The sequence below is a fragment of the Limnobacter sp. MED105 genome, assembly GCF_000170915.1.
Taxonomy (GTDB): Bacteria; Pseudomonadota; Gammaproteobacteria; order Burkholderiales; family Burkholderiaceae_B; genus Limnobacter.
The window spans coordinates 125,788-146,677 of the sequence record NZ_ABCT01000007.1 but is presented as its reverse complement, the minus strand read 5'-3'; the positions used below and the strand labels follow the sequence as shown (position 1 = coordinate 146,677).

Annotated in this window: 19 protein-coding genes and 1 pseudogene; 4 read left to right on the top strand and 16 right to left on the bottom strand. The window is 53.4% G+C overall.

The genetic code is table 11. The features are described 5' to 3' along the window. Window positions 1-152: 152 nt before the first annotated feature. On the bottom strand, window positions 153-2,075 hold the full coding sequence (gene ftsH / locus LMED105_RS08820; protein WP_050771198.1) for an ATP-dependent zinc metalloprotease FtsH: 1,923 nt from the start codon (window positions 2,073-2,075) through the stop codon (window positions 153-155). Between the two features lie 150 nt (window positions 2,076-2,225). Then, the gene (locus tag LMED105_RS08815; protein ID WP_008250353.1) at window positions 2,226-2,861 is read right to left on the bottom strand and encodes an RlmE family RNA methyltransferase; all 636 of its coding nucleotides are present in this window, start codon (window positions 2,859-2,861) and stop codon (window positions 2,226-2,228) included. A gap of 28 nt (window positions 2,862-2,889) precedes the next feature. On the opposite strand from LMED105_RS08815, the gene yhbY reads away from it, so the two are divergent. Continuing rightward, complete coding sequence (gene yhbY, locus LMED105_RS08810) at window positions 2,890-3,261, top strand: ribosome assembly RNA-binding protein YhbY (protein WP_008250351.1); 372 nt, start codon at window positions 2,890-2,892, stop codon at window positions 3,259-3,261. A 1-nt stretch (window position 3,262) separates the two neighbouring features. Here the strand turns inward: yhbY and LMED105_RS16315 are convergent, their stop codons facing one another. The 6 genes from LMED105_RS16315 to LMED105_RS08780 form a co-directional block, all read right to left on the bottom strand. Further along, on the bottom strand, window positions 3,263-3,742 hold the full coding sequence (locus LMED105_RS16315; RefSeq protein WP_008250349.1) for a DUF4149 domain-containing protein: 480 nt from the start codon (window positions 3,740-3,742) through the stop codon (window positions 3,263-3,265). A 29-nt stretch (window positions 3,743-3,771) separates the two neighbouring features. After that, on the bottom strand, window positions 3,772-4,248 hold the full coding sequence (gene greA / locus LMED105_RS08800; protein ID WP_008250341.1) for a transcription elongation factor GreA: 477 nt from the start codon (window positions 4,246-4,248) through the stop codon (window positions 3,772-3,774). Between the two features lie 81 nt (window positions 4,249-4,329). Next, the gene (carB, locus tag LMED105_RS08795; RefSeq protein WP_008250339.1) at window positions 4,330-7,560 is read right to left on the bottom strand and encodes a carbamoyl-phosphate synthase large subunit; all 3,231 of its coding nucleotides are present in this window, start codon (window positions 7,558-7,560) and stop codon (window positions 4,330-4,332) included. Between the two features lie 62 nt (window positions 7,561-7,622). Beyond that, window positions 7,623-8,798 carry a glutamine-hydrolyzing carbamoyl-phosphate synthase small subunit gene (gene carA / locus LMED105_RS08790; protein WP_040513056.1) on the bottom strand — a complete coding sequence of 392 codons (1,176 nt, stop codon included), beginning with the start codon at window positions 8,796-8,798 and terminating at the stop codon, window positions 7,623-7,625. Window positions 8,799-8,962: 164 nt separating this feature from the next. Further along, window positions 8,963-9,820 (bottom strand): bile acid:sodium symporter family protein, encoded by an 858-nt coding sequence (locus LMED105_RS08785; RefSeq protein WP_008250335.1) that lies wholly within the window; start codon window positions 9,818-9,820, stop codon window positions 8,963-8,965. Between the two features lie 77 nt (window positions 9,821-9,897). Beyond that, window positions 9,898-10,845 carry a LysR family transcriptional regulator gene (locus LMED105_RS08780; RefSeq protein ID WP_008250332.1) on the bottom strand — a complete coding sequence of 316 codons (948 nt, stop codon included), beginning with the start codon at window positions 10,843-10,845 and terminating at the stop codon, window positions 9,898-9,900. Between the two features lie 90 nt (window positions 10,846-10,935). On the opposite strand from LMED105_RS08780, the gene LMED105_RS08775 reads away from it, so the two are divergent. After that, window positions 10,936-11,196, top strand: a complete 261-nt coding sequence (locus LMED105_RS08775) for a hypothetical protein (protein ID WP_008250330.1) — start codon at window positions 10,936-10,938, stop codon at window positions 11,194-11,196. Window positions 11,197-11,311: 115 nt separating this feature from the next. Beyond that, complete coding sequence (locus LMED105_RS08770) at window positions 11,312-11,521, top strand: hypothetical protein (protein WP_040512957.1); 210 nt, start codon at window positions 11,312-11,314, stop codon at window positions 11,519-11,521. On the opposite strand, the gene LMED105_RS08765 is transcribed toward LMED105_RS08770, so the two are convergent. The 6 genes and pseudogenes from LMED105_RS08765 to LMED105_RS08740 form a co-directional block, all read right to left on the bottom strand. Next, the gene (locus LMED105_RS08765; RefSeq protein WP_008250328.1) at window positions 11,518-11,910 is read right to left on the bottom strand and encodes a DUF2784 domain-containing protein; all 393 of its coding nucleotides are present in this window, start codon (window positions 11,908-11,910) and stop codon (window positions 11,518-11,520) included. The genes LMED105_RS08770 and LMED105_RS08765 overlap by 4 nt on opposite strands. Window positions 11,911-11,977: 67 nt before the next feature. Then, window positions 11,978-13,782: pseudogene (locus tag LMED105_RS08760) on the bottom strand (acyl-CoA dehydrogenase). Window positions 13,783-13,832: 50 nt separating this feature from the next. Further along, window positions 13,833-14,762: an electron transfer flavoprotein subunit alpha/FixB family protein gene (locus tag LMED105_RS08755; RefSeq protein WP_008250325.1), complete on the bottom strand. Its 930-nt coding sequence runs from the start codon at window positions 14,760-14,762 to the stop codon at window positions 13,833-13,835. Between the two features lie 25 nt (window positions 14,763-14,787). After that, the gene (locus LMED105_RS08750; RefSeq protein WP_008250324.1) at window positions 14,788-15,537 is read right to left on the bottom strand and encodes an electron transfer flavoprotein subunit beta/FixA family protein; all 750 of its coding nucleotides are present in this window, start codon (window positions 15,535-15,537) and stop codon (window positions 14,788-14,790) included. Window positions 15,538-15,661: 124 nt separating this feature from the next. Next, a complete protein-coding gene (locus tag LMED105_RS08745; RefSeq protein ID WP_156799613.1) occupies window positions 15,662-16,351 on the bottom strand; it encodes a carbonic anhydrase in 690 nt (229 codons plus the stop codon). Next, window positions 16,348-17,268, bottom strand: coding sequence for a histone deacetylase family protein (locus tag LMED105_RS08740; RefSeq protein WP_008250322.1), 921 nt, complete (start codon window positions 17,266-17,268; stop codon window positions 16,348-16,350). The genes LMED105_RS08745 and LMED105_RS08740 overlap by 4 nt, the downstream gene beginning before the upstream one ends. A gap of 130 nt (window positions 17,269-17,398) precedes the next feature. Between LMED105_RS08740 and mltB the strand changes: the two genes are divergently transcribed. Further along, on the top strand, window positions 17,399-18,439 hold the full coding sequence (gene mltB / locus LMED105_RS08735) for a lytic murein transglycosylase B (protein WP_198006825.1): 1,041 nt from the start codon (window positions 17,399-17,401) through the stop codon (window positions 18,437-18,439). Window positions 18,440-18,456: 17 nt separating this feature from the next. On the opposite strand, the gene cysM is transcribed toward mltB, so the two are convergent. Beyond that, a complete protein-coding gene (cysM, locus tag LMED105_RS08730) occupies window positions 18,457-19,359 on the bottom strand; it encodes a cysteine synthase CysM (RefSeq protein WP_008250320.1) in 903 nt (300 codons plus the stop codon). 42 nt (window positions 19,360-19,401) lie between these two features. Further along, window positions 19,402-20,847, bottom strand: a complete 1,446-nt coding sequence (locus LMED105_RS08725) for a sodium:solute symporter family protein (protein WP_008250319.1) — start codon at window positions 20,845-20,847, stop codon at window positions 19,402-19,404. Between the last annotated feature and the right edge of the window lie 43 nt (window positions 20,848-20,890).

Below are 20,890 nucleotides of genomic sequence, written 5' to 3'. Positions count from 1 at the left end.
GACCACACCAACGCCGCGCCACAATCAAAAGACTTGCTTAAGGCTTGGTGACGTAGCACCCAAGCCTCGCCATAACCCAACTCCGAAGCAAGCAACAAAAAAGCCGTTGGTCGCAAAACCAACGGCTTTCATTTTTAACAACCAGGCGAAAATTAATCCGCTTTCACACTCATTGCAGCAGGTGCAGGCTGAGGCGAAGGAGCAACCTTCTCGCCACCGCCACCACTGGAGCTGGGGCTGCCACCCGCAGGAGGTGTGCTACCGCCAGTTGACGGCGGGCGAGGGTCCTTGCCATCCATGATGTCGTTGATCTGATCGGCATCAATGGTTTCCCATTCCAACAAGGCCTTGGCCATAACGTGTACTTTGTCGCGATTTTGATCGAGGATGTCCCAAGCCACTTTGTACTGGGAATCAATGATCTTGCGAATTTCAGCATCCACCATTTGCATGGTTTGCTCGCTCATGTGTGTGGTCTTGGTCACTGAGCGGCCGAGGAACACCTCGCCTTCGTTCTCGGCATACACCATGGGGCCAAGAGCCTCGGTCATGCCGTAACGGGTCACCATGTCGCGGGCAATGGCTGTTGCACGCTCAAAGTCATTCGATGCACCAGTGGTCATCTGGTTCATGAAAATTTCTTCAGCAATACGACCACCAAACAGCACAGCAATGGTACACAGCATGCGTTCTTTGTCCATGCTGTAGCGGTCACCTTCGGGCAACTGCATGGTCACACCCAAAGCACGGCCCCGCGGAATAATGGTCACTTTGTGCACAGGGTCGGTTTTTGTCATCAACTTGGCAACCACAGCGTGGCCCGACTCATGGTAAGCCGTGTTGCGGCGTTCCTCTTCGGGCATCACCATGCTGCGGCGCTCGGCGCCCATGATGATTTTGTCTTTGGCTTTTTCAAAGTCGTTCATTTCAACCACACGGCCATTTCGACGTGCAGCAAACAAAGCAGCTTCGTTCACCAGGTTGGCCAAATCTGCGCCTGAAAAACCAGGGCAACCACGCGCCAACACAGATGCATTCACATCGGGCGACATTGGAATTTTTCGCATGTGCACTTTTAAAATCTGCTCGCGACCACGAATATCGGGCAGGCTGACCACCACCTGACGGTCAAAACGACCTGGGCGCAGCAACGCTGGATCCAATACATCGGGGCGGTTTGTGGCCGCAATCACGATAATCGCCTGGTCGGTCGAAAAACCGTCCATTTCAACCAGCATCTGGTTCAGGGTTTGCTCGCGTTCGTCGTTACCGCCACCCAAACCTGCACCGCGCTGGCGCCCCACCGCATCAATTTCGTCAATGAAAATAATGCAAGGTGCCTGCTTCTTCGCCTGTTCGAACATGTCACGAACACGGGCTGCGCCCACACCCACAAACATTTCAACGAAATCAGAACCGGAAATCGCGAAGAAAGGTACTTTGGCTTCACCCGCAATCGCCTTGGCCAGCAAGGTTTTACCGGTACCTGGTGAACCCACCATCAGTACACCACGCGGAATTCGGCCACCCAGCTTCTGAAACCTTGTGGGATCTTTCAGGAAATCCACCATTTCCTGCACATCTTCTTTGGCTTCGTCGCAACCGGCCACGTCTGCAAAAGTAACCGGGTTGGTGTTTTCATCCAGCAACTTGGCACGGCTTTTACCGAAGCTGAACGCTCCGCCCTTGCCGCCGCCCTGCATTTGACGCATAAAGAAAATCCACACGCCAATCAACAGGATCATGGGGAACCAGCTGACGAACAGACTCATCAACAAAGAGGGTTCTTCTTCGGGTTTGGCGCGCACCTGCACACCGTACTTCAGCAGATCACCCACCATCCAGATGTCGCCGGGTGAATACACCACGCGCTCACGGTCGTCGGTGGTGAGGGCACGCACGGTGCGGCCTTCAACGATCACGCTCTTGATGCGTCCATTTTGCGCATCCTGCATGAACTCGGAATAGGTCATTTCGTTGGAGCGTGTTTGCTGCCCTTCAAACTGTTTGAACACAGTAAAGAGCACCAGCGCTACAACCAACCAAACTGCTGCTTTGGAAAACGAATTATTCAATGCCACTTCTCCTCGAGGACTCTGCCACCACCCTAGGGAAATGGGGACAGGATGTCCATTTTAAACCCAAGCGAATGAAATACGCCATCACACTATTTCATGGTGTGGATTAACAATCGCAATCACTTGGATCATGATGCTGCAAAATACCTATTTAAGACCCTTGCAAAGCAAAAAGGTTTCACGAGAACGATCTCGCGAGGCCTTGGGTTTGCGCGGCGATACGCTTTTAAACACCTGCTTCATCTGGTGCACAATATTGCTGTAAGAGGATCCATGAAAAATCTTCACGATCAGGGCTCCATTGGGCTTGAGGTGATTCAGTGCAAAATCAATGGCAAGCTCGCACACATGTTCAATGCGGGCTGAATCGGCCGCGGCAACACCGGAAAGATTGGGGGCCATGTCAGAAACCACCAAATCCAGTTTTTCGCCACCCAAGCGTTGATTCAGGTCCTCTAGCACCGCTTCGTCGCGAAAATCCCCTTGAATGAATTCAACACCTGCAATTGGTTCCATTGGAAGCAGATCCAGTGCGATAATACGGCCGTTGATGACACCACCGGGCCCGACCAAGGCTTCCCGAAGCACCTGCGACCAACTTCCTGGCGCACTGCCCAGGTCGACCACCTTGATGCCCGGCTTCAACAATCCTTCCGGCTCTGCGATTTCCTTCAATTTGAAGGCAGCGCGAGCTCGATAACCCGCATTCGTGGCCATTTTCACGTAAGGGTCGTTGATGTGGTCATGCAACCAGTTTTTATTGAGTTTCTTCTTTTTAGCCACCGATTACCCAACCGAGTGAAAAATTAATATGACGGACACCACAGCTGTAACCCTGACACCCGCCGAGAAAAAGGCGCTTAAAGCCCAGGCCCATGCGTTGGATCCGGTAGTTTTGATCGGCGACAAGGGCTTAACACCCAACGTTGTCAAAGAAATCGACATGAACCTGAACGCACACGGCCTGATCAAGGTACGCGTTGCGGGCGACGACCGGGAAGCACGCCTTGAATATGCGCAAGCCATTTGCGATGAAACTGGCGCAGCCCTGGTTCAACACATCGGCAAGTTGCTGGTGTTGTTCCGCCCCAAAGCAGAAGACTCCGAAAAAGCCAAAGCCAAAAGCCGACCTAAACCCAAGGGACCGCGCCAAACCAAGCGTCAGTTTGCGTCGAAGGCCTGATTTATCCTACTGAAGTCGAAACCGGTTTGACACCAAACCGGTTCAGGCCCCACACCAAAGCCCCAATCATTTTGACGGAATACAGCACGCTTGAAATGGCGTGCATATTGCCGAACTGGCTGCGCATGGCCGCCAGCTCGTCACCTTGCAAATCAGCCATGGCCGCACGCAGGGTATTCATGTAGGGCTGAAGCCAGGCCAGCTCAATTACACTTACTGCCAAAATAACAGCCATCAAACCACTGAGCCGAAAACTGGCCCGCAACTCGCCAGCAAAATTTGACAAGGCCAGCAATACGGCGCTACTCACCAGGGAGTACAGGGCCAGCATGTAAAACAACCGGCCGGCTACCAATCCAGCCTCAGGGCGCGGCAACCACTTGAACAAACCTGGCGCAACCAGAATGGCCATGAACCACAAAGCCCCGAGCCAAATTGCCCAGAACGCCAGTTCCGCACCCCGAAAACCGCGCCAAGTCATTGTTCCTGCACTCCTTTATTGATTCAACATCAAATGTACTTCACTTCCAGCACTTCGTATTCGCGCAAACCGCCTGGAGCCTGAACATGGGCCACATCGCCTTCGTACTTGCCAATCAAGGCACGTGCGATCGGACTGGAGATGGAAATAAGGCCAGCCTTGATGTCTGCCTCATCGTCGCCCACAATTTGGTACTCAACAGTTGCGCCGGCTTCAATATCTTCCAGTTTTACAGTGGCACCGAACACCACGCGGCCTTCGGCGTCCACGTTGGTGGGGTCGATGATCTGCGCATTGCTCATCTTGCCTTCAATTTCCTTGATGCGCCCTTCGATAAAACCCTGCTTTTCCTTGGCTGCATCGTATTCGGCGTTTTCGGACAAATCGCCCTGCGCGCGCGCCTCGGAAATGGCATTGATCACTGCGGGGCGATCAATGGTTTTCAGGCGGTGCAATTCTTGTTTCAGCTTTTCAGCACCCTTGACGGTCAATGGAATAGTGGCCATAAATTCAGTTGTTCCTGCAAATGGAAAGCCGCCTGATAGCAAACATTGCTATGAGACGGCTTAAAGGTTCAGACAGGCAGATTAAGCGGAGAGTTCCGCATGCAGGCTTTGAACGCTGTAAACGTCCATTGCGCCGAGGTGTTTCATGCCCTCGACTGAAGCCAATGCACCTGCCATGGTTGTAAAGATCGTAACACGAGAACTCAGTGAAGTGGTTCTAATGTAACGGCTGTCGTTGATCGCACTTCGGCGCTCTTCAACCGTGTTCACCACCAACTGGACTTCACCGTTTTTCAGCATATCGACAATGTTCGGGCGACCTTCCAGCACCTTGTTGACCACGGTGCATTCAATACCACCTTCAGCAATGGCCGCTGCCGTGCCTCGCGTTGCAATAATCTTGAAGCCCAGATCGATCAAACCCTTGGCAAGCTTCACGGTGTGCTTCTTGTCTTCGGTTTTCACGCTGATAAAGGCTGTACCGCCCTCGGGCAGCTTGACTGAAGCAGCCAGTTGCGACTTCACAAAAGCCTCACCGAATGTACGGCCCACGCCCATGACTTCACCAGTCGACTTCATTTCAGGGCCAAGAATGGTGTCAACGCCCGGGAATTTCACGAACGGGAACACGGCTTCTTTCACTGAGAAGTACTTGGGCACTGGAATTTCTGTGATGCCTTGATCTGCGAAAGTACGGCCCGCCATGCAGCGCGCTGCAATTTTGGCCAATTGCTTGCCCGTCGCCTTGGACACATAAGGCACGGTGCGTGAAGCGCGGGGGTTTACTTCCAGCACATACACGGTGTCGTTTTGAATGGCGAACTGCACGTTCATCAAGCCGATCACATTCAGGGCTTTGGCCATGAGTTCGGACTGACGTTTCAATTCAGTCACCATGTCGGCCGACAGACTGTACGGGGGCAAGCAGCAAGCCGAGTCGCCACTGTGCACACCAGCCTGTTCAATGTGCTCCATCACACCGCCGATCATCACGGTTTGGCCGTCGCACAAGGCATCCACGTCTACTTCAATCGCGTCGTTCAAGAAGCGGTCGAGCAGCACAGGGCTGTCATTGCTTACTTTCACGGCTTCGCGCATGTAGCGTTCAAGGTCTTTCTGCTCATGCACAATTTCCATGGCACGGCCACCCAGCACATAGCTTGGGCGCACCACCAAGGGGTAACCAATTTCCTGGGCATGGGCAATGGCTTCGGCTTCAGTGCGCGCGGTGCGGTTAGGCGGCTGGCGCAGGTTCAACTTAGTCAACAACTTCTGGAAACGCTCGCGGTCTTCGGCGATGTCGATGCTTTCAGGGCTGGTACCGATAATGGGTACACCATTGGCTTCGAGTGACTTCGCCAATTTCAATGGCGTTTGGCCACCGTATTGAACAATCACGCCGACAGGCTTTTCGATGGCCACAATTTCCAGCACGTCTTCAAGCGTCAATGGCTCGAAGTACAGGCGATCGGAAGTGTCGTAATCGGTTGAAACTGTTTCCGGGTTGCAGTTGACCATGATGGTTTCATAGCCATCTTCACGCAGTGCCATGGCAGCATGCACGCAGCAATAATCGAACTCAATGCCCTGGCCAATGCGGTTGGGGCCACCACCCAGCACAATGATTTTCTTCTTGTCGGTAGGCGCAGCCTCACATTCCTCTTCGTAAGTGGAATACATGTAGGCCGTACCGGTTTTGAATTCGGCCGCACAGGTGTCCACGCGCTTGTACACGGGGCGCACATTGTGCTGGTGGCGCAACTTGCGAATTTCCGCTTCGGACACGTCCAGCAAATAGGCCAAACGACGATCGGAGAAACCTTTGCGCTTGAGCAGCCGCAAAACCGGCTCAGTCAAATCGGCCAGGGTTTTCGTTTCCAGTTCAAGTTCGGTTTCAACAATGTCTTGAATCTGGATCAGGAACCAACGGTCAATCTTGGTCAGCTGGTGCACTTCTTCCAGGCTAAAGCCTTGGGCAAAAGCATCGCCCACATAGAAGATACGCTCCGGGCCGGGCTCACCCAGCTCGCGCTCAATCACTTCGCGATCGGTTGTTTTCTGGTTCAACCCGTCCACACCCACTTCCAGGCCACGCAGGGCCTTCTGGAAACTTTCCTGGAATGTGCGGCCCATGGCCATTACTTCGCCCACACTCTTCATTTGTGTGGTGAGGCGGTCATCGGCTGTTGGGAATTTTTCGAATGCAAAACGTGGAATTTTTGTAACCACGTAGTCAATCGATGGCTCGAACGACGCGGGTGTCAAACCACCAGTGATATCGTTTTTCAGCTCATCGAGGGTGTAACCCACAGACAGCTTGGCTGCCACTTTGGCGATCGGGAAGCCGGTTGCTTTAGAAGCAAGGGCAGACGAACGCGACACGCGAGGGTTCATTTCAATCACGATCATTCGGCCATTGGCCGGGTTGATCGAGAACTGCACGTTTGAACCACCGGTATCTACGCCAATTTCGCGCAGAATGGCAATGGAGGCATTGCGCATCAACTGGTATTCGCGGTCGGTCAGTGTTTGTGCAGGCGCTACGGTAATGCTGTCGCCGGTGTGCACGCCCATGGGGTCGAGGTTTTCAATGGAACACACGATAATGCAGTTGTCGGCGCTGTCGCGCACCACTTCCATTTCGTATTCTTTCCAGCCAATCAGACTTTCTTCAATCAGAAGCTCGTTGGTGGGCGAGGCTTCCAGGCCACGGCGGCAAATGGTTTCGAACTCTTCGGCGTTGTAAGCGATACCGCCACCGGTACCACCCAAGGTGAAGCTGGGGCGAATAATGACCGGGAAGCCATTGCTGCCTACTTCTTTGGCAATGCGGGCCTGCACTTCCAGCGCTTCTTCCATGGAATGGGCCACACCGCTTTTTGCAGAATCCAGACCAATGCTGGTCATGGCATTCTTGAACTTCAAGCGGTCTTCGGCTTTTTCAATGGCCTCTTCTTTTGCGCCAATCAACTCGACATTGTATTTGGCCAAAACACCGTGCTTGGCCAGATCAAGCGCACAGTTCAATGCAGTTTGACCACCCATGGTGGGCAACACGGCATCGGGGCGCTCTTTTTCGATAATGCGCTCAACAACCTGCCAAGTGATGGGTTCGATGTAGGTGACATCGGCCATTTCCGGGTCGGTCATGATAGTGGCCGGGTTGCTGTTGACCAGCACCACTTTGTAACCTTCTTCGCGAAGCGCTTTACAGGCTTGGGCACCTGAGTAATCGAATTCGCAGGCCTGACCAATCACAATGGGGCCGGCGCCGATGATCAGGATTGTTTTTAGATCGTTACGCTTTGGCATAACTTCCCTTTAATTTTAAAAATTTCAATACGGTTCAGACGAGGGTGTGCACTTGGGGCCGGTTAGGCTTTGGCTGCCTTGATGTCTGAAATAAAACGGTCGAACAATTCAGCCAGATCGTGTGGACCTGGGCTGGCTTCCGGGTGACCCTGGAAGCAGAAGGCAGCCCGGTCGGTCCGCTCAAGGCCTTGAATAGAGCCATCGAACAGCGACACATGGGTAACACGCAAGTTGCCAGGCAATGAGTCGGCATCGACCGCAAAACCATGGTTCTGACTGGTAATGGCCACGCGCTTGGTTTTCAGGTCTTGAACCGGGTGGTTTGCACCGTGATGGCCAAACTTCATTTTCATGGTTTTAGCGCCGCTGGCCAAAGCCATCAACTGGTGACCCAAACAAATACCGAATACAGGCAGCTTGGTGTTGTCCAGAATGTGCTTGATGGCGGAAATTGCATAGTCGCAAGGCTCGGGGTCGCCTGGGCCGTTGCTCAAGAACACACCATCGGGGTTCAAGGCGAGTACTTTCTCCACTGGCGTTTGTGCAGGCACCACCGTAACACGGCAGCCGCGCTGGGCCAGCATGCGCAAAATATTGCGCTTGGCGCCGTAGTCGAACGCCACCACGTGGTGCGGACGCTCGCCGGTTTGGAAATGAGGTTCTTCAGCGGCCACTCCCAAGGCCCATTCGCCTTCAACCCATTCATGAACCTCGGTGCAGGAAACCACCTTGGCCAGGTCCATGCCGGCCAAGCCAGGGAAGCCTTTGGCCAATTCAATGGCGCGTTCAGCGCTGAAAGTTTCGCCGCTGTCCTCGGTCAACAGGCAGCCATTTTGGGCACCTTTTTCACGCAGAATACGGGTCAGCTTGCGGGTATCAATGCCTGCAATGCCTGGTACGCCATGCTTTTTCAGGTAATCGGCCAACGGCAGCGTTGAACGAAAGTTCGACACCAGTTCGGGCAGGTCTTTGATGACCAGACCTGACAAATGAAGCCCTGAGGATTCTTCGTCTTGCGGGTTGGTACCCACATTCCCGATGTGCGGATAGGTGAGGGTAACAATTTGGCGACAATACGATGGGTCGGTGGCAATTTCTTGATAGCCCGTGAGCGAGGTGTTGAATACCACTTCACCCACTTTCGTGGTGGGGGCGCCAAAAGAAATGCCCTCGAATACTGTGCCGTCTGCGAGCGCGAGCAAGGCGCGCGGGTGGGCGCTTGCGACTAATTTCGACAAGGGAAACTCCAATAGATGCGACAAAACACCCGGGGACAAATAACACCCGCGCAGGCTTTTTGCCTAAGAATCATTCAGCTAGCCGAGAATTATACCCGGAACAGCCGGGTTCGGCCACACCGAAGTGCGGCCTATCCAGAAGTTTGGAAGAATTTGGTCGCAAATCAGTTGGGAAGTCTTCTGCCGTACCAACAAAGCAAAGCAACAGTGACATACATCAACAGCCCATAAACAACGACCGGGACAGCAATTTCCGCGTTACCCAACAAAGACAATGCAATTGTTAAACCCAGCGTAGAGTTCTTGACACACATCTCTATTGAAACGGTCAGACTGTCACGGGCATTCAAACCGCTTAGCTTTCCACCCAACAAACCCAGGGCGATTGCGGCGAAATTCAAAGCGACGACAGGCATCCAGGCCTGAGCAAACCAAGTGGGCATATTTTCAGATTCGCTCACTCCAATCAAAACAATAATCGCAACCAACACAAACACCGCAAACTTGTTGATTGCTGGCTCAAATTTCTGGGACAGCTCAGGTTTCTTGGCACGAACAAACATGCCAATACACACCGGAATAATCACGATCACCATCATGGTAATGAGGGTTTTCAGAAAAGGAAGTTGCAGCTCGGTGTTGGCCCCGACAAACAGCGGAAGCGCGTAGGACATGTAAAAGGGAATGGTGAGCACTGTCAACAGGCTGGCAATCACAGTCAAGGTGATGGACAAAGCCAGGTTGGCTTTGGCCATGTAAGTCAGGACGTTCGAAGTGGTGCCGCCAGGCATGACCGCCGACAAAACCAGACCAGCCGCCATGACCCCGCCGCCGAAAAGACCGCCGATTGCAAACCCCAGCAAAGGCACACCAAGCAGTTGCAACACTGTACCAACGATCACCCCTTTGGGCTGTTCTTTGATGCGTCGAAAATCTTCCACGGTCAGGCTTAAACCCATACCGATCATGATGATAAAAAGGGAAACCGGTAAACCGATCGTGATGTAGGTGTTGCCGAGCATTGTGTCTCCGAGAATATTTTTTGTTGTTCAGCTAATGTAGCCGATGGCTGAAAGATTCGCTGTCAGCAAAATGCGGTTTAATCAGCCTTTTTGAATTCTGTGCGAACAATTTGCTCAAGAAAGTCGGCGACCACCCGGGTTTTCAGGGACAACTGGCTGCTTAAACCCGGTGGAAACACCAAGTACATGGGCAAACCGCCTGTGGCCGGGTTGTCGCAATACCAATCTGAAAGAATTTCAACCAGTTCGCCACGTGCCAAGGCGCCCTGCAGCATCCAGTCTGCGCTTCGACCCAAACCCAAACCCGACTGAATGGCACGCACCACCATCATTGGACTGGAACAGGTAAGCCATGAAATCACCCGGTGCTTTTGACTGGGCTGCGCGCCGTTCTTGGGCCAGAACTCCCATTCCTTTTGGTCGCCTCGCTGAGAAAATGCAATGCACTGGTGGTGTACCAAATCGGCCGGGGTTTGCGGTACGCCATGCTTTTCAAGGTAAGCGGGTGCGGCATACAGCTTTCGCCAAATGGTGGCCACTTTGCGGGCCCGCAAGGTGGAGTCTTGCAACAAGCCAACACGCAAAGCAATATCAAAGCCTTCTTCTACAATCATTGCGTTGCGGTTGGAGAGGTCCACTTGCAGTTGCACATCGGGGTACTTGGCATGAAATTCAGACAGGCGGGGTGCGAGTATCTTTTCGCCCACGATCACCGGAAGGCTGATACGAACGGTTCCGTGCGGCTGCCCGCTTTGCAGTTGGGTAATCGCATCACGCGCCTCTTGCTGACTTTCCAGCATGCGCTGCGCATACAGTTTATAAATTTCGCCTGCCTCAGTAATTTTGACCTGCCGCGTGGTGCGGTTAAGCAGACGGATATTCAAATGGGCCTCGAGCTGCGCAATGGCTCGGCTGATACTGGACGGGTTCTCGCCTTTCAGCTTGGCCGCAGCCGCAAAGCTACCTGTGTTGACCACCATCAGGAAAGTTTCAGCGGCTTGAAGTTCATTGAAATTGTTGCTCATGGCGCAATGGTGTAATTCGATACCGGTAGTTTATTTGCACAATGTACATCAATACCATGACTTCACACCATCTCAAAAGGAGTGTGAATCATGAACGAATGGCCCGAAAACCTCACTGGCCTGGACCTGAACTGGAACCTGTTTGAAACCGCAAACAAGGCAGTCAGGACAACATTAATTTTGCTGATTGTTTTGGCTGGCATTGGCCTGGCCCAAGCCACGAATCTGACCACTGAGCTGCCCACCGTGCTGGTGACCGAAACCACGGAATGGCTGAACTTTTCTGGCTGGTTTTCTGACGGTGCAATTGGCGGATTTGACGCAGCAGGTGCCAGCATTGGGGGTTGGTAAGACCAGAATGACACAACTGTAATCATGCAGTGGGAAGTTTGTCATTCGAAAGGTCGCACAGTGGAACTGGATTCGGTACGAGGTCGTGCCGAATCTTCAACCACTGGAGACCGCCATGAAAACATTCGCACAAACTTGCTTTGCAATCGCCATAAGCACAGCATCCACCCTTGCTTTGGCAAACAACCCGGTGAATCAACCGATGACCGAATGCGAGAAAGCCAAGGCCACCAAGACAACGGAAATTGCTCAACAAACCACACACCATGATGTGGTGATTCAAGCGATTGCCAAGGCAATGCATGAACCAAAAACAAAGTATTAACTGCAAATTCGCTGCGGCGGCCAGCGCCACCAAGCCGCCACAACAGCGAGAGCGAACAGAGTATAGGCCAGGGCAAATACCCAGCCTGGGGCCTGGTAGAACATCACGCCATGCACCCAATGCTGAATGAAACTGCCCTGGTAAACACCCTGCCCAGCCTGCAAACGCAACCAGTTTTCAAGCGTAGTAAGCGGGCATTCAATGCCCAGCCAACTTTCAAGAACAACCACTGAAATTGCAAGCAGGTGTATGGCCCTGAACCACCAGCGGTTTACCCAAGGCCAACACAACAAATTGCCCAAGATGATCAGCAGCAAACCACCCACCACAAATAGCACAATGGCAAAGTGGATCAGCAACACCAGGTCAGCAAGATTTGAATAATTCATGCATTGAGCATAAACAAAAAGCCCCTCGATGTGAGGGGCTTTTCATTGACCGAATTACATGGGCAGTTTAGAAATTGGCAACGGCCATTTCGGTGACACCCTGGTAACCATTCACTATGCTGTCGCGCAAGCCAGGCACTGTATTCAACACATGGTCGGCGAAGAAGCGGGAAGTCAAAATCTTGTCGCTGTAGAAACTGTCTGTTTCGCCAGCCTTGATTTTTGCTTCTGCGGCCAACAGCGCACGCGCCATTTGCCAGCCAGCCACTGTGGTGCCGGCCAGTTTCAGATAAGGCACTGAACCGGCAAACACTGCGTTGGGGTTGCCTTTCATGTTGTCGACTACAAACTGTGCTGCATCCAGGAATGAGGCGCGGGCCGCATCCAGACGCGCTGCCACTGCCTTGGCGTGTGCAGAACCGGATTCATTCAACTGAACCACTGTGCGTGCAATTTCCGCACACAGGGCTTTGACCATGGCACCACCGTCACGCGAGGTTTTGCGGCCCACCAGGTCGTTGGCCTGAATGGCGGTTGTGCCTTCGTAGATGGTCAGGATTTTTGCATCGCGGTAGTACTGCGCTGCACCTGTTTCTTCAATGAAGCCCATGCCGCCGTGTACCTGCACACCGGTGGATGTCACATCGATACTCATTTCAGTCGACCAGCCTTTAACCAGCGGCACCATGAATTCATACACAGCCATGTTTTGCTTGCGTGTGGCTTCATCGGCGTGGAAATGGGCGGCATCGTATGCAGCACCGGCCACGCAAGCCATGGCGCGCGCAGCTTCAACCTGCGAACGCATGCTCATCAACATGCGCTTCACATCGGGGTGGTGAATAATGGCAACGGCTTCGTTGGCAGAGCCATCAACCGGGCGAGACTGCACGCGGTCGTTGGCGTACTGCACGGCTTTTTGATAAGCACGCTCGGCCAAACCAATGCCCTGAACACCCACCTGGAAACGGGCGGCGTTCATCATCACGAACATGTACTGCAAACCCTTGTTCTCTTCACCCACCAGGTAACCAATTGCGCCCTGGCCCACTTCACCCTTGTTGTCGCCGTACAGCAGCACCGCGGTTGGCGAGGCCTTGATGCCCAGCTTGTGTTCGATGGATGCGCAGTACACATCGTTGCGTTTGCCCAAAGAACCGTCTTCGTTCACCAAAAACTTGGGCACTACGAACAGACTGATGCCTTTCACGCCTTCGGGCGCATCGGGGGTACGGGCAAGCACCAAGTGCACAATGTTGCCGGCCATGTCGTGTTCACCGTAGGTGATGTAGATTTTCTGGCCAGAAATACGATAGGTGCCATCGCCTTGCGGCACGGCTTTGGAACGCACCAGCGCCAGGTCTGAACCGGCCTGTGGCTCGGTCAGGTTCATGGTGCCGGTCCATTCGCCGGAAATCATTTTGGGGATATACGTTTCTTTCAGTTGCTGGCTGCCTGCCACCAACAACGCTTCAATTGCGCCATCGGTCAGCAAGGGGCACAACGCAAAGCTGAGGTTGGCGCCGTTGACCATTTCCATGCAAGGTGTTGCCACCAGCTTGGGCAGACTTGGCCGCCAAATTCAGCGGGGTGCTGCAGACCTTGCCAGCCTTGCTCGCCGAAGGCTTTGAATGCCTCTTTGAAGCCTTTGGCTGTGGTTACAACGCCGTCTTTCCAGTTGGCGGCCTCTACGTCGCCCGACCAGTTCAATGGGGCTACCACTTCGCTGGTGAACTTCGCATTTTCATTCAGAACCGCATCCACGGTTTCCTCGGTTGCATCTTCACAACCGGGCAACTGGGATACTTGATCCAAGCCGGCCAATTCTTTCAAGACAAACATCATGTCTTTGACTGGGGCGTTGTAACTCATTGTCGTCTCCTGATACAGCTTTGCGTTTTTGATTACTTACAGTTTTGTAATTACAGCTTTTCAGTCAGCTGTGGCACTACGTCGAACAGGTCGCCCACCAAACCATAGTCGGCCACACCAAAAATTGGTGCTTCGGGGTCTTTGTTCACAGCCACAATCACCTTGCTGTCTTTCATGCCGGCCAGGTGCTGAATGGCACCGGAAATACCGAAGGCCATGTACAACTGGGGTGCCACGATTTTGCCGGTTTGGCCCACTTGCCAGTCGTTGGGTGCATAGCCTGCATCCACTGCAGCACGAGAAGCGCCGATGGCCGCATTCAGTTTGTCGGCCAAGGGGTTCAACACGCTGAAGTTTTCAGCAGAGCCCATACCGCGACCACCAGAAATAATAGTGCCTGCGGCTGTCAGTTCAGGGCGATCGCTCTTGGCCACTTCGCGACTTACGAATGTGGACTTGCCAGAATCGGCAGCGGCGCTCAGGTTTTCAATGGCAGCAGAACCGCCTTCGGCCGCAACCGGGTCGAATGCAGTTGTGCGAACGGTGATGACCTTGGTGGCGTCAGAGGACTGAACCGTGGCGATCACGTTGCCGGCGTAAATTGGGCGTGTGAAGGTGTCTGCGCTTTCAACACTGATGATGTCGGAAATTTGAGCAACATCCAGCTTGGCGGCAACACGCGGCAACACGTTTTTACCCACACTGGTTGAGGGTGCCAAAATGTGGCCGTAGTTGCCAGCAATTGCCAGAATTTGCGCAGCCAGGTTTTCTGCCAACTGGTCGCCCAGTGAGTCAGAATCTGCAACCAATACCTTGGCCACACCAGCAGCCTTGGCGGCTTGTTCCGCAGCAGCGCCACAACCCTTGCCGGAAACCAGCACGTGAATGTCGCCACCAATTTTCTGGGCCGCAGCGATGGTGTTCAGCGTAGCGGGCTTGATACTTTGATTGTCGTGTTCTGCAATAACGAGTACTGACATGATTTGTGCTCCTTGAATCCCTGACTTAAATGACTTTCGCTTCGTTCTTCAGCTTGTCGACCAACGTGGCCACGTCGGGCACGGTGATACCAGCGGAACGTGTGGGGGGGTCACTTACTTTCAGGGTTTTGATACGTGGATCAACATTCACGCCCAAATCCGCAGGCTTGATGGTGTCGATCTGCTTTTTCTTGGCCTTCATGATGTTGGGCAAAGTCACATAGCGTGGCTCGTTCAGGCGCAGGTCAGTTGTAACAACCGCTGGCAGGCTCAAGCTAACTGTTTCCAGGCCGCCGTCTACTTCACGGGTTACATTCACTTTGCCGCCTTCAACCACAACCTTCGATGCGAATGTGCCCTGTGGCATGTCGGCCAAGGCAGCCAGCATTTGACCAGTTTGGTTGCAATCGTCGTCGATGGCCTGCTTGCCCATGATGACCAGGTCAATGCCTTCTTTCTCAACAATCGCTTTCAGGATTTTGGCCACAGCCAGAGGCTGCAACTCAACATCGGTTTCAACCAGAATGCCGCGATCCGCGCCAATGGCAGCCGCAGTGCGCAGTGTTTCAACACATTGGGCCACGCCACAGCTTACGGCGATCACTTCAGTTGCAACGCCAGCTTCTTTCAGGCGTGTTGCTTCTTCTACGGCGATTTCGTCGAAGGGGTTCATGGACATTTTTACGTTGGCGATATCTACGCCAGAACCATCGCTTTTGCAGCGCACTTTTACGTTGTAATCGACTACGCGTTTAACGGGTACCAGGATCTTCATGCAAGCCATCCCTTCTTGAAATTGGAAAATGTGTAATTTGGATTATACGAAGCGTTTTCTCAAAAAACGCACGATCGTTCGATTTTTCATAGAGTCTACACTCTAAGGGGGGGGTTTGTCGAGGTTATTGGTAGCGCGCGCAGATCGATTTCATGGCCGAAAAGCAGCATTCATCGATTTCATCCCGGCTTCGAATTGTGCAATCCAGATCGATGACCCGCCCGGTTGAAAGGCTATACACCAAGCCCCCCACCGCCACCGGCTCTCCCCGCGCCCAGGCAGCGTTCACGGCCGGGCTCAAAGCCGCCAAGCGCACCTGCTGAATCACATTCAGCTCGCACAACTTGTCGACATTCCGGTGGGCCTCTTCGAGCGATGCCGGGTTGAACAGCTGGTGATCGTGGGCCAGTTCACGCACACCCTCAAGCCAGTCGCCCGGCGAACCGCCCGCATGCAAACCCAAAGCAATGCGTACGCCGCCACAGTTGTGATGCCCAAACACCAACAGGTGCTTCACCTTCAAGCTGTCAATAGAAAACTGAATGGCAGTTTGCAAACTCAGGTCGTTCAAACCGGCCTGATTGGCCACGTTTTTATAAACGAACAGCTCGCCAAGATTGCTTTGCAGCAGGGTGTTGGGGTCTGCCCGACTGTCGCAGCAGCTAATCACGGTAAAGGCTGGGCTTTGCCCCGCCGAGAGCCGCTTGAAATAATCGGGATCCTGAGCGGTAATTTGCGCCACCCATTCGGCATTGCGTGCCAGCATTTCGCCGAGTCGTTCCTCTGAGTAAGGCGCAGGAGTCGAGAATATCAAGATGCAAGCGCCTCCACATGGGCATACACAGAATCGGCCAAGGCCTCCAACTCGTAACCGCCTTCCAGCGTACTGACCAGTTTTCCGTCGCAATATTCCTCAGCCACCCGTTTCAAAAACTGCGTAATCCAACCGTAGTCCTCAGTGGTCAATTGCATGTCGGCCAGCGGGTCACTTTCATGGGCATCAAACCCGGCCGAAACCAACACCAGCTGAGGCTTGAAGCGATCAATTGCATCGACCCAGTGGGTTTGAATGGCCTGCTTGATTGCCTCGCGACCACCGCCGGGTTGAATCGGGCAATTCACCATGTTGCGCGCACCGTCGAGCCCACCGCTGAAGGGATAAAGCGGCGACTGAAAAGTGCTGCACATCAACACCTTGGGATTGTTGGCAAACGCATGCTCAGTGCCGTTGCCGTGGTGCACATCAAAGTCCACGATCAACACACGCTCCAAGCGGTAGGCATCAATGGCATGTTGTGCAGCAATGGCGACGTTATTGAACACACAAAAGCCCATGGCCCGGTCTACGCAGGCATGGTGACCTGGCGGACGAACGGCACAAAAGGCATTGTTCACAGCATGGGCCATCACCAAATCGACCGCATGCACGCAAGCACCCGCAGCGCGGCGTGCCGCATCCAGCGAGAACTCGGACAAGGTGGTGTCGCCATCGATGTCGATGTTGCGCTTCAAAGGGAAACGGGCCTTGATACTTTCAACATAGGCCGGGTTGTGCACTGCGGTCACGGCAGACCATGCCACCTCTGGAGCCTCACAATGCACCAAACGTGGCCAAAGCTCGGAAGATTCCAGTTTTTCTCGAATCACGCGCAAACGAGCCATGCTCTCGGGGTGACCAAGACCGGGATTGTGCAGGGCGCAATCAGAATGGGAAATATAGGCTGTGGTCATGGCTTAGGCCCGAACAGCAAGGGAATGCTGGGTTATAGTGAATAACAGACCTGCCAATTCAAGCAAACACGCGCCGGGTCGACCGCTACTTCTTTTTATTACGCCTATACCGGACATGCTGACTCCTTTTGTGACTACTCAACGAATCTTATCAAGCTTTGCCACCATTCTAATCAGCACAGCACTGTGCACTCAAGCCGTACAGGCCCAAGAGACCGACAAGGTTAATTTTGCCGAACACAAAAATGCGACAGCCCTGGCAGAGCGACTGAAAGCCAAAGAGGGCATCCCAGCCAGCACCACACTTGAACTGTTGAAACAGGCGGAACTTCTGCCCCAAGTGGTGAAGGCCGTAAAGCCACCCAAAACCAAGGGCGTGCGCAACTGGGACACCTACCGCAGCCGTTTTGTGGAACCCTACCGCATTCGCAAAGGCGTGGAGTTTTGGGACGCCAACCTGGAAACCTTGAAAGAGGCTGAGGCCCAATACGGCATTCCACAGGAAGTGATTGTGGCCATTATTGGTGTGGAAACCATTTACGGGCAACACATTGGCAATTACCGGGTACTCGATTCACTGGCCACACTGGCCTTTGCTTACCCTGAAGGCCAACGCGACCGATCCGAGTTTTTTCTCAGTGAACTCGAGGCCTTCATCGCCCTTTGCAACAGAACTCACCTGGATGCACTGGAGGTGAAAGGCTCGTATGCGGGTGCAATTGGTTTGGGCCAGTTCATGCCCAGCTCATGGACTGCATTTGCAGTCGATGGCGACGCCGACGGCATCGTGGATTTATTCCACAGCCGCCGCGATGCAATTTTCAGTGTGGCCAATTTCCTGAAAGTGCACGGCTGGGAAACTGGCAAAGCCACTCGCGTGCTGGTGGACATTGAACATGCGGACAATTTGAAAGAATTGCTGGCGCCCGACATCGTACCCACCTTTACCCCGGCTGTGATGCGGCAAAAAGGCGTGAAATTGAATGGTGAAACGCTGCCCGATGAAAAACTGGCGCTGATTGAGTTGGTGCGGGGAGATGGGGAACCCGCCTTTGTGGCGGGCGGGCAAAACTTTTATGTGGTGACCCGCTACAACCGCAGCTCCTTCTATGCCAACGCCGTGCTGGAACTTAGCGAAGCGCTGAAACTTAGAAGGGACATGCTGAACTGAGGGGCAACAGCGCGCAACTAGGCTGGAAATACACCTGTGGACAAATAGCGATCGCCGCGGTCGCACACAATAAACACGATGGTGGCGTTTTCAACTTCCTCGGCAATTTTCAGGGCAATATGCGCTGCACCTGCTGCTGAAATACCGCAGAAAATACCTTCTTCGGCCGCCATTTTTCGGGCCATTTCTTCGGCTTGAAGCTGGGTAACCTGCACAACACGGTCTACCCCGGCTGGCTTGTAAATTTTAGGCAGGTACTCTTGCGGCCATTTGCGAATACCCGGAATTTGCGACCCCTCGCTGGGTTCAGCGCCAATGATTTGCACATTGGGGTTTTGGCTTTTCAGGTAACGAGACACTCCCATGATTGAGCCTGTGGTGCCCATGGCACTGACAAAGTGGGTCACCTTGCCACCTGTATCACGCCAAATTTCAGGGCCTGTGGTTTCAAAATGCGCCAGCGGGTTGTCTTCATTGGCGAACTGGTCAAGAATCACGCCCTTGCCCTGATCTCGCATTTGCTCGGCGAGGTCGCGCGCATATTCCATGCCGCCTTTTTGTGGCGTCAGAATAATTTCCGCGCCAAAGGCACGCATGGTTTGGCGGCGTTCAATGCTGAGGTGTTCAGGCATGATCAACACCATGCGATAACCACGAATGGCTGCAGCCATGGCCAAGGCAATGCCGGTATTGCCTGAGGTGGCTTCAATCAGCGTGTCACCAGGCTTGATAGTGCCGCGGGCTTCGGCACGCTTGATCATGGAAATTGCGGGGCGGTCCTTGACTGAGCCGGCTGGGTTATTGCCCTCTAGTTTGCCCAGAATCACATTGCCGCGATCGGCATTGGCCTTGCCTGGCAAACGTTGTAACTGCACCAAGGGGGTGTTGCCGATGGTGTCTTCAATGGTGAGGTATTTCACAGCCGGATCACTTTTAAACAACGGTAATCCGGCTATTTTAGCTTAATGTGGGTGCACAACACCGTCACGCAGCGCTGGCCTGTGTTCGATCCACTGTGGCAGAAGCGAAGCAATGATCATGGAGAACAAACCCAGCACCATGCCCAGCAGCTGGGGCGGCCAAATTTCGCTTGGGAAAAAGTTTTTGGCGATCAGCCAACTGCTGACACCCACCACAATTGACACAACTGCGCCTTGGCTGGTGGCCTTCGACCAGTACAAACCAAAAACAAGCGGTACAAAAGCAGCCGCCAAAGTAATTTCGTAAGCGCTCTCCACCATCTCGAAAATAGACGAATCGCTGTTGATGGCAAACGCCACCACAATGATGGTGAATACAAACACTGAAATACGCATGGTCAATAACAAGGCCTTGTCGTTCATTTTGGGATAAATGTTCTTGACAATGTTCTCTGCGAAAGACACGGACGGTGCCAGCAAAGTGGCACTGGAGGTACTCATGATGGCCGAGATCAGTGCGCCAAAGAATATGATTTGGGCAAACAAAGGTGTGTGCATCAACACCAGGTTGGGCAACACCATTTGCGAGTCCTCCGACACCATGGCGGTGAAGGTGGCGGGGTCAATCATGATGGCACCGTAGGCCAGAAACACCGGAATGAATGCGAAGAAAAAGTACATGGAGCCACCCAGTACAGCGCCACGCACAGCGGTTTTCTCGTTTTTTGCTGAACTGATGCGCTGAAAAATGTCCTGCTGGGGAATTGAACCAAAAGCCATGGTCAGAAAGGCGCCCACAAACGGCACCCAGAGCACATAGCTGAATTCTTCCGGGAAAAACTGCAGCTTGCCTGCAGCCTCTGCATGATCAACCACCGTGCCTACACCACCCGCCAGGTCAGCCACAATCCACATGATGTAAACCAAGCCAGCCGCAATCACCACCATCTGGATGAAATCCAGCACCGCCACTGACAACATGCCACCGAACAAGGTGTAGATAAGCACCACACTGGCGCCGATCACCATGCCCCATTCCTGGGAAACCGCACCATCGGTGAGCACGTTGAAGATCAATCCCAGTGCACTGATTTGCGCAGCAACCCAACCCAGGTAAGACACCACAATACAGGCGCTGCAGAAAATTTCGACCGCCCGGTTGTAACGCACCCGGTAGTAGTCGCCCAAAGTCAGCAAATTCAGGCGATAAATTTTGGGCGCGATGAACAAACCAGCCAGAATCAGGCACATGGAAGCACCAAACGGGTCGGCCACAATGCCACTCAAACCCTCTTCCACAAAGGTGGAGGAAATGCCCAGCACAGTTTCCGAGCCAAACCAGGTCGCAAACACTGTGGCTGTAACAATGGGCAGGGAAAGGTGCCGGCCAGCCACGGCGTAATCCGCCGCACTACTTACATTTCTGGCCACATACAGGCCAATGAGCACAGAAACCAGCAAATATGCAACAACGGAGGCAAGCAACATCTTGAAAACCCACCAGAGAGAAAAATTGATTTCGGATTATAGG

What these genes read in the sequence shown, in the direction of transcription:
- carB (WP_008250339.1), bottom strand. Translation starts at nt 7,560, where the DNA reads ATGCCAAAGCGTAACGATCTAAAAACAATCCTGATCATCGGCGCCGGC.
- LMED105_RS08770 (WP_040512957.1), top strand. Translation starts at nt 11,312, where the DNA reads ATGAAAACATTCGCACAAACTTGCTTTGCAATCGCCATAAGCACAGCA.
- LMED105_RS08765 (WP_008250328.1), bottom strand. Translation starts at nt 11,910, where the DNA reads ATGAATTATTCAAATCTTGCTGACCTGGTGTTGCTGATCCACTTTGCC.
- LMED105_RS08725 (WP_008250319.1), bottom strand. Translation starts at nt 20,847, where the DNA reads ATGTTGCTTGCCTCCGTTGTTGCATATTTGCTGGTTTCTGTGCTCATT.
- yhbY (WP_008250351.1), top strand. Translation starts at nt 2,890, where the DNA reads ATGACGGACACCACAGCTGTAACCCTGACACCCGCCGAGAAAAAGGCG.
- LMED105_RS08775 (WP_008250330.1), top strand. Translation starts at nt 10,936, where the DNA reads ATGAACGAATGGCCCGAAAACCTCACTGGCCTGGACCTGAACTGGAAC.
- LMED105_RS08750 (WP_008250324.1), bottom strand. Translation starts at nt 15,537, where the DNA reads ATGAAGATCCTGGTACCCGTTAAACGCGTAGTCGATTACAACGTAAAA.
- LMED105_RS08740 (WP_008250322.1), bottom strand. Translation starts at nt 17,268, where the DNA reads ATGACCACAGCCTATATTTCCCATTCTGATTGCGCCCTGCACAATCCC.
- LMED105_RS16315 (WP_008250349.1), bottom strand. Translation starts at nt 3,742, where the DNA reads ATGACTTGGCGCGGTTTTCGGGGTGCGGAACTGGCGTTCTGGGCAATT.
- greA (WP_008250341.1), bottom strand. Translation starts at nt 4,248, where the DNA reads ATGGCCACTATTCCATTGACCGTCAAGGGTGCTGAAAAGCTGAAACAA.
- LMED105_RS08755 (WP_008250325.1), bottom strand. Translation starts at nt 14,762, where the DNA reads ATGTCAGTACTCGTTATTGCAGAACACGACAATCAAAGTATCAAGCCC.
- LMED105_RS08785 (WP_008250335.1), bottom strand. Translation starts at nt 9,820, where the DNA reads ATGCTCGGCAACACCTACATCACGATCGGTTTACCGGTTTCCCTTTTT.
- LMED105_RS08780 (WP_008250332.1), bottom strand. Translation starts at nt 10,845, where the DNA reads ATGAGCAACAATTTCAATGAACTTCAAGCCGCTGAAACTTTCCTGATG.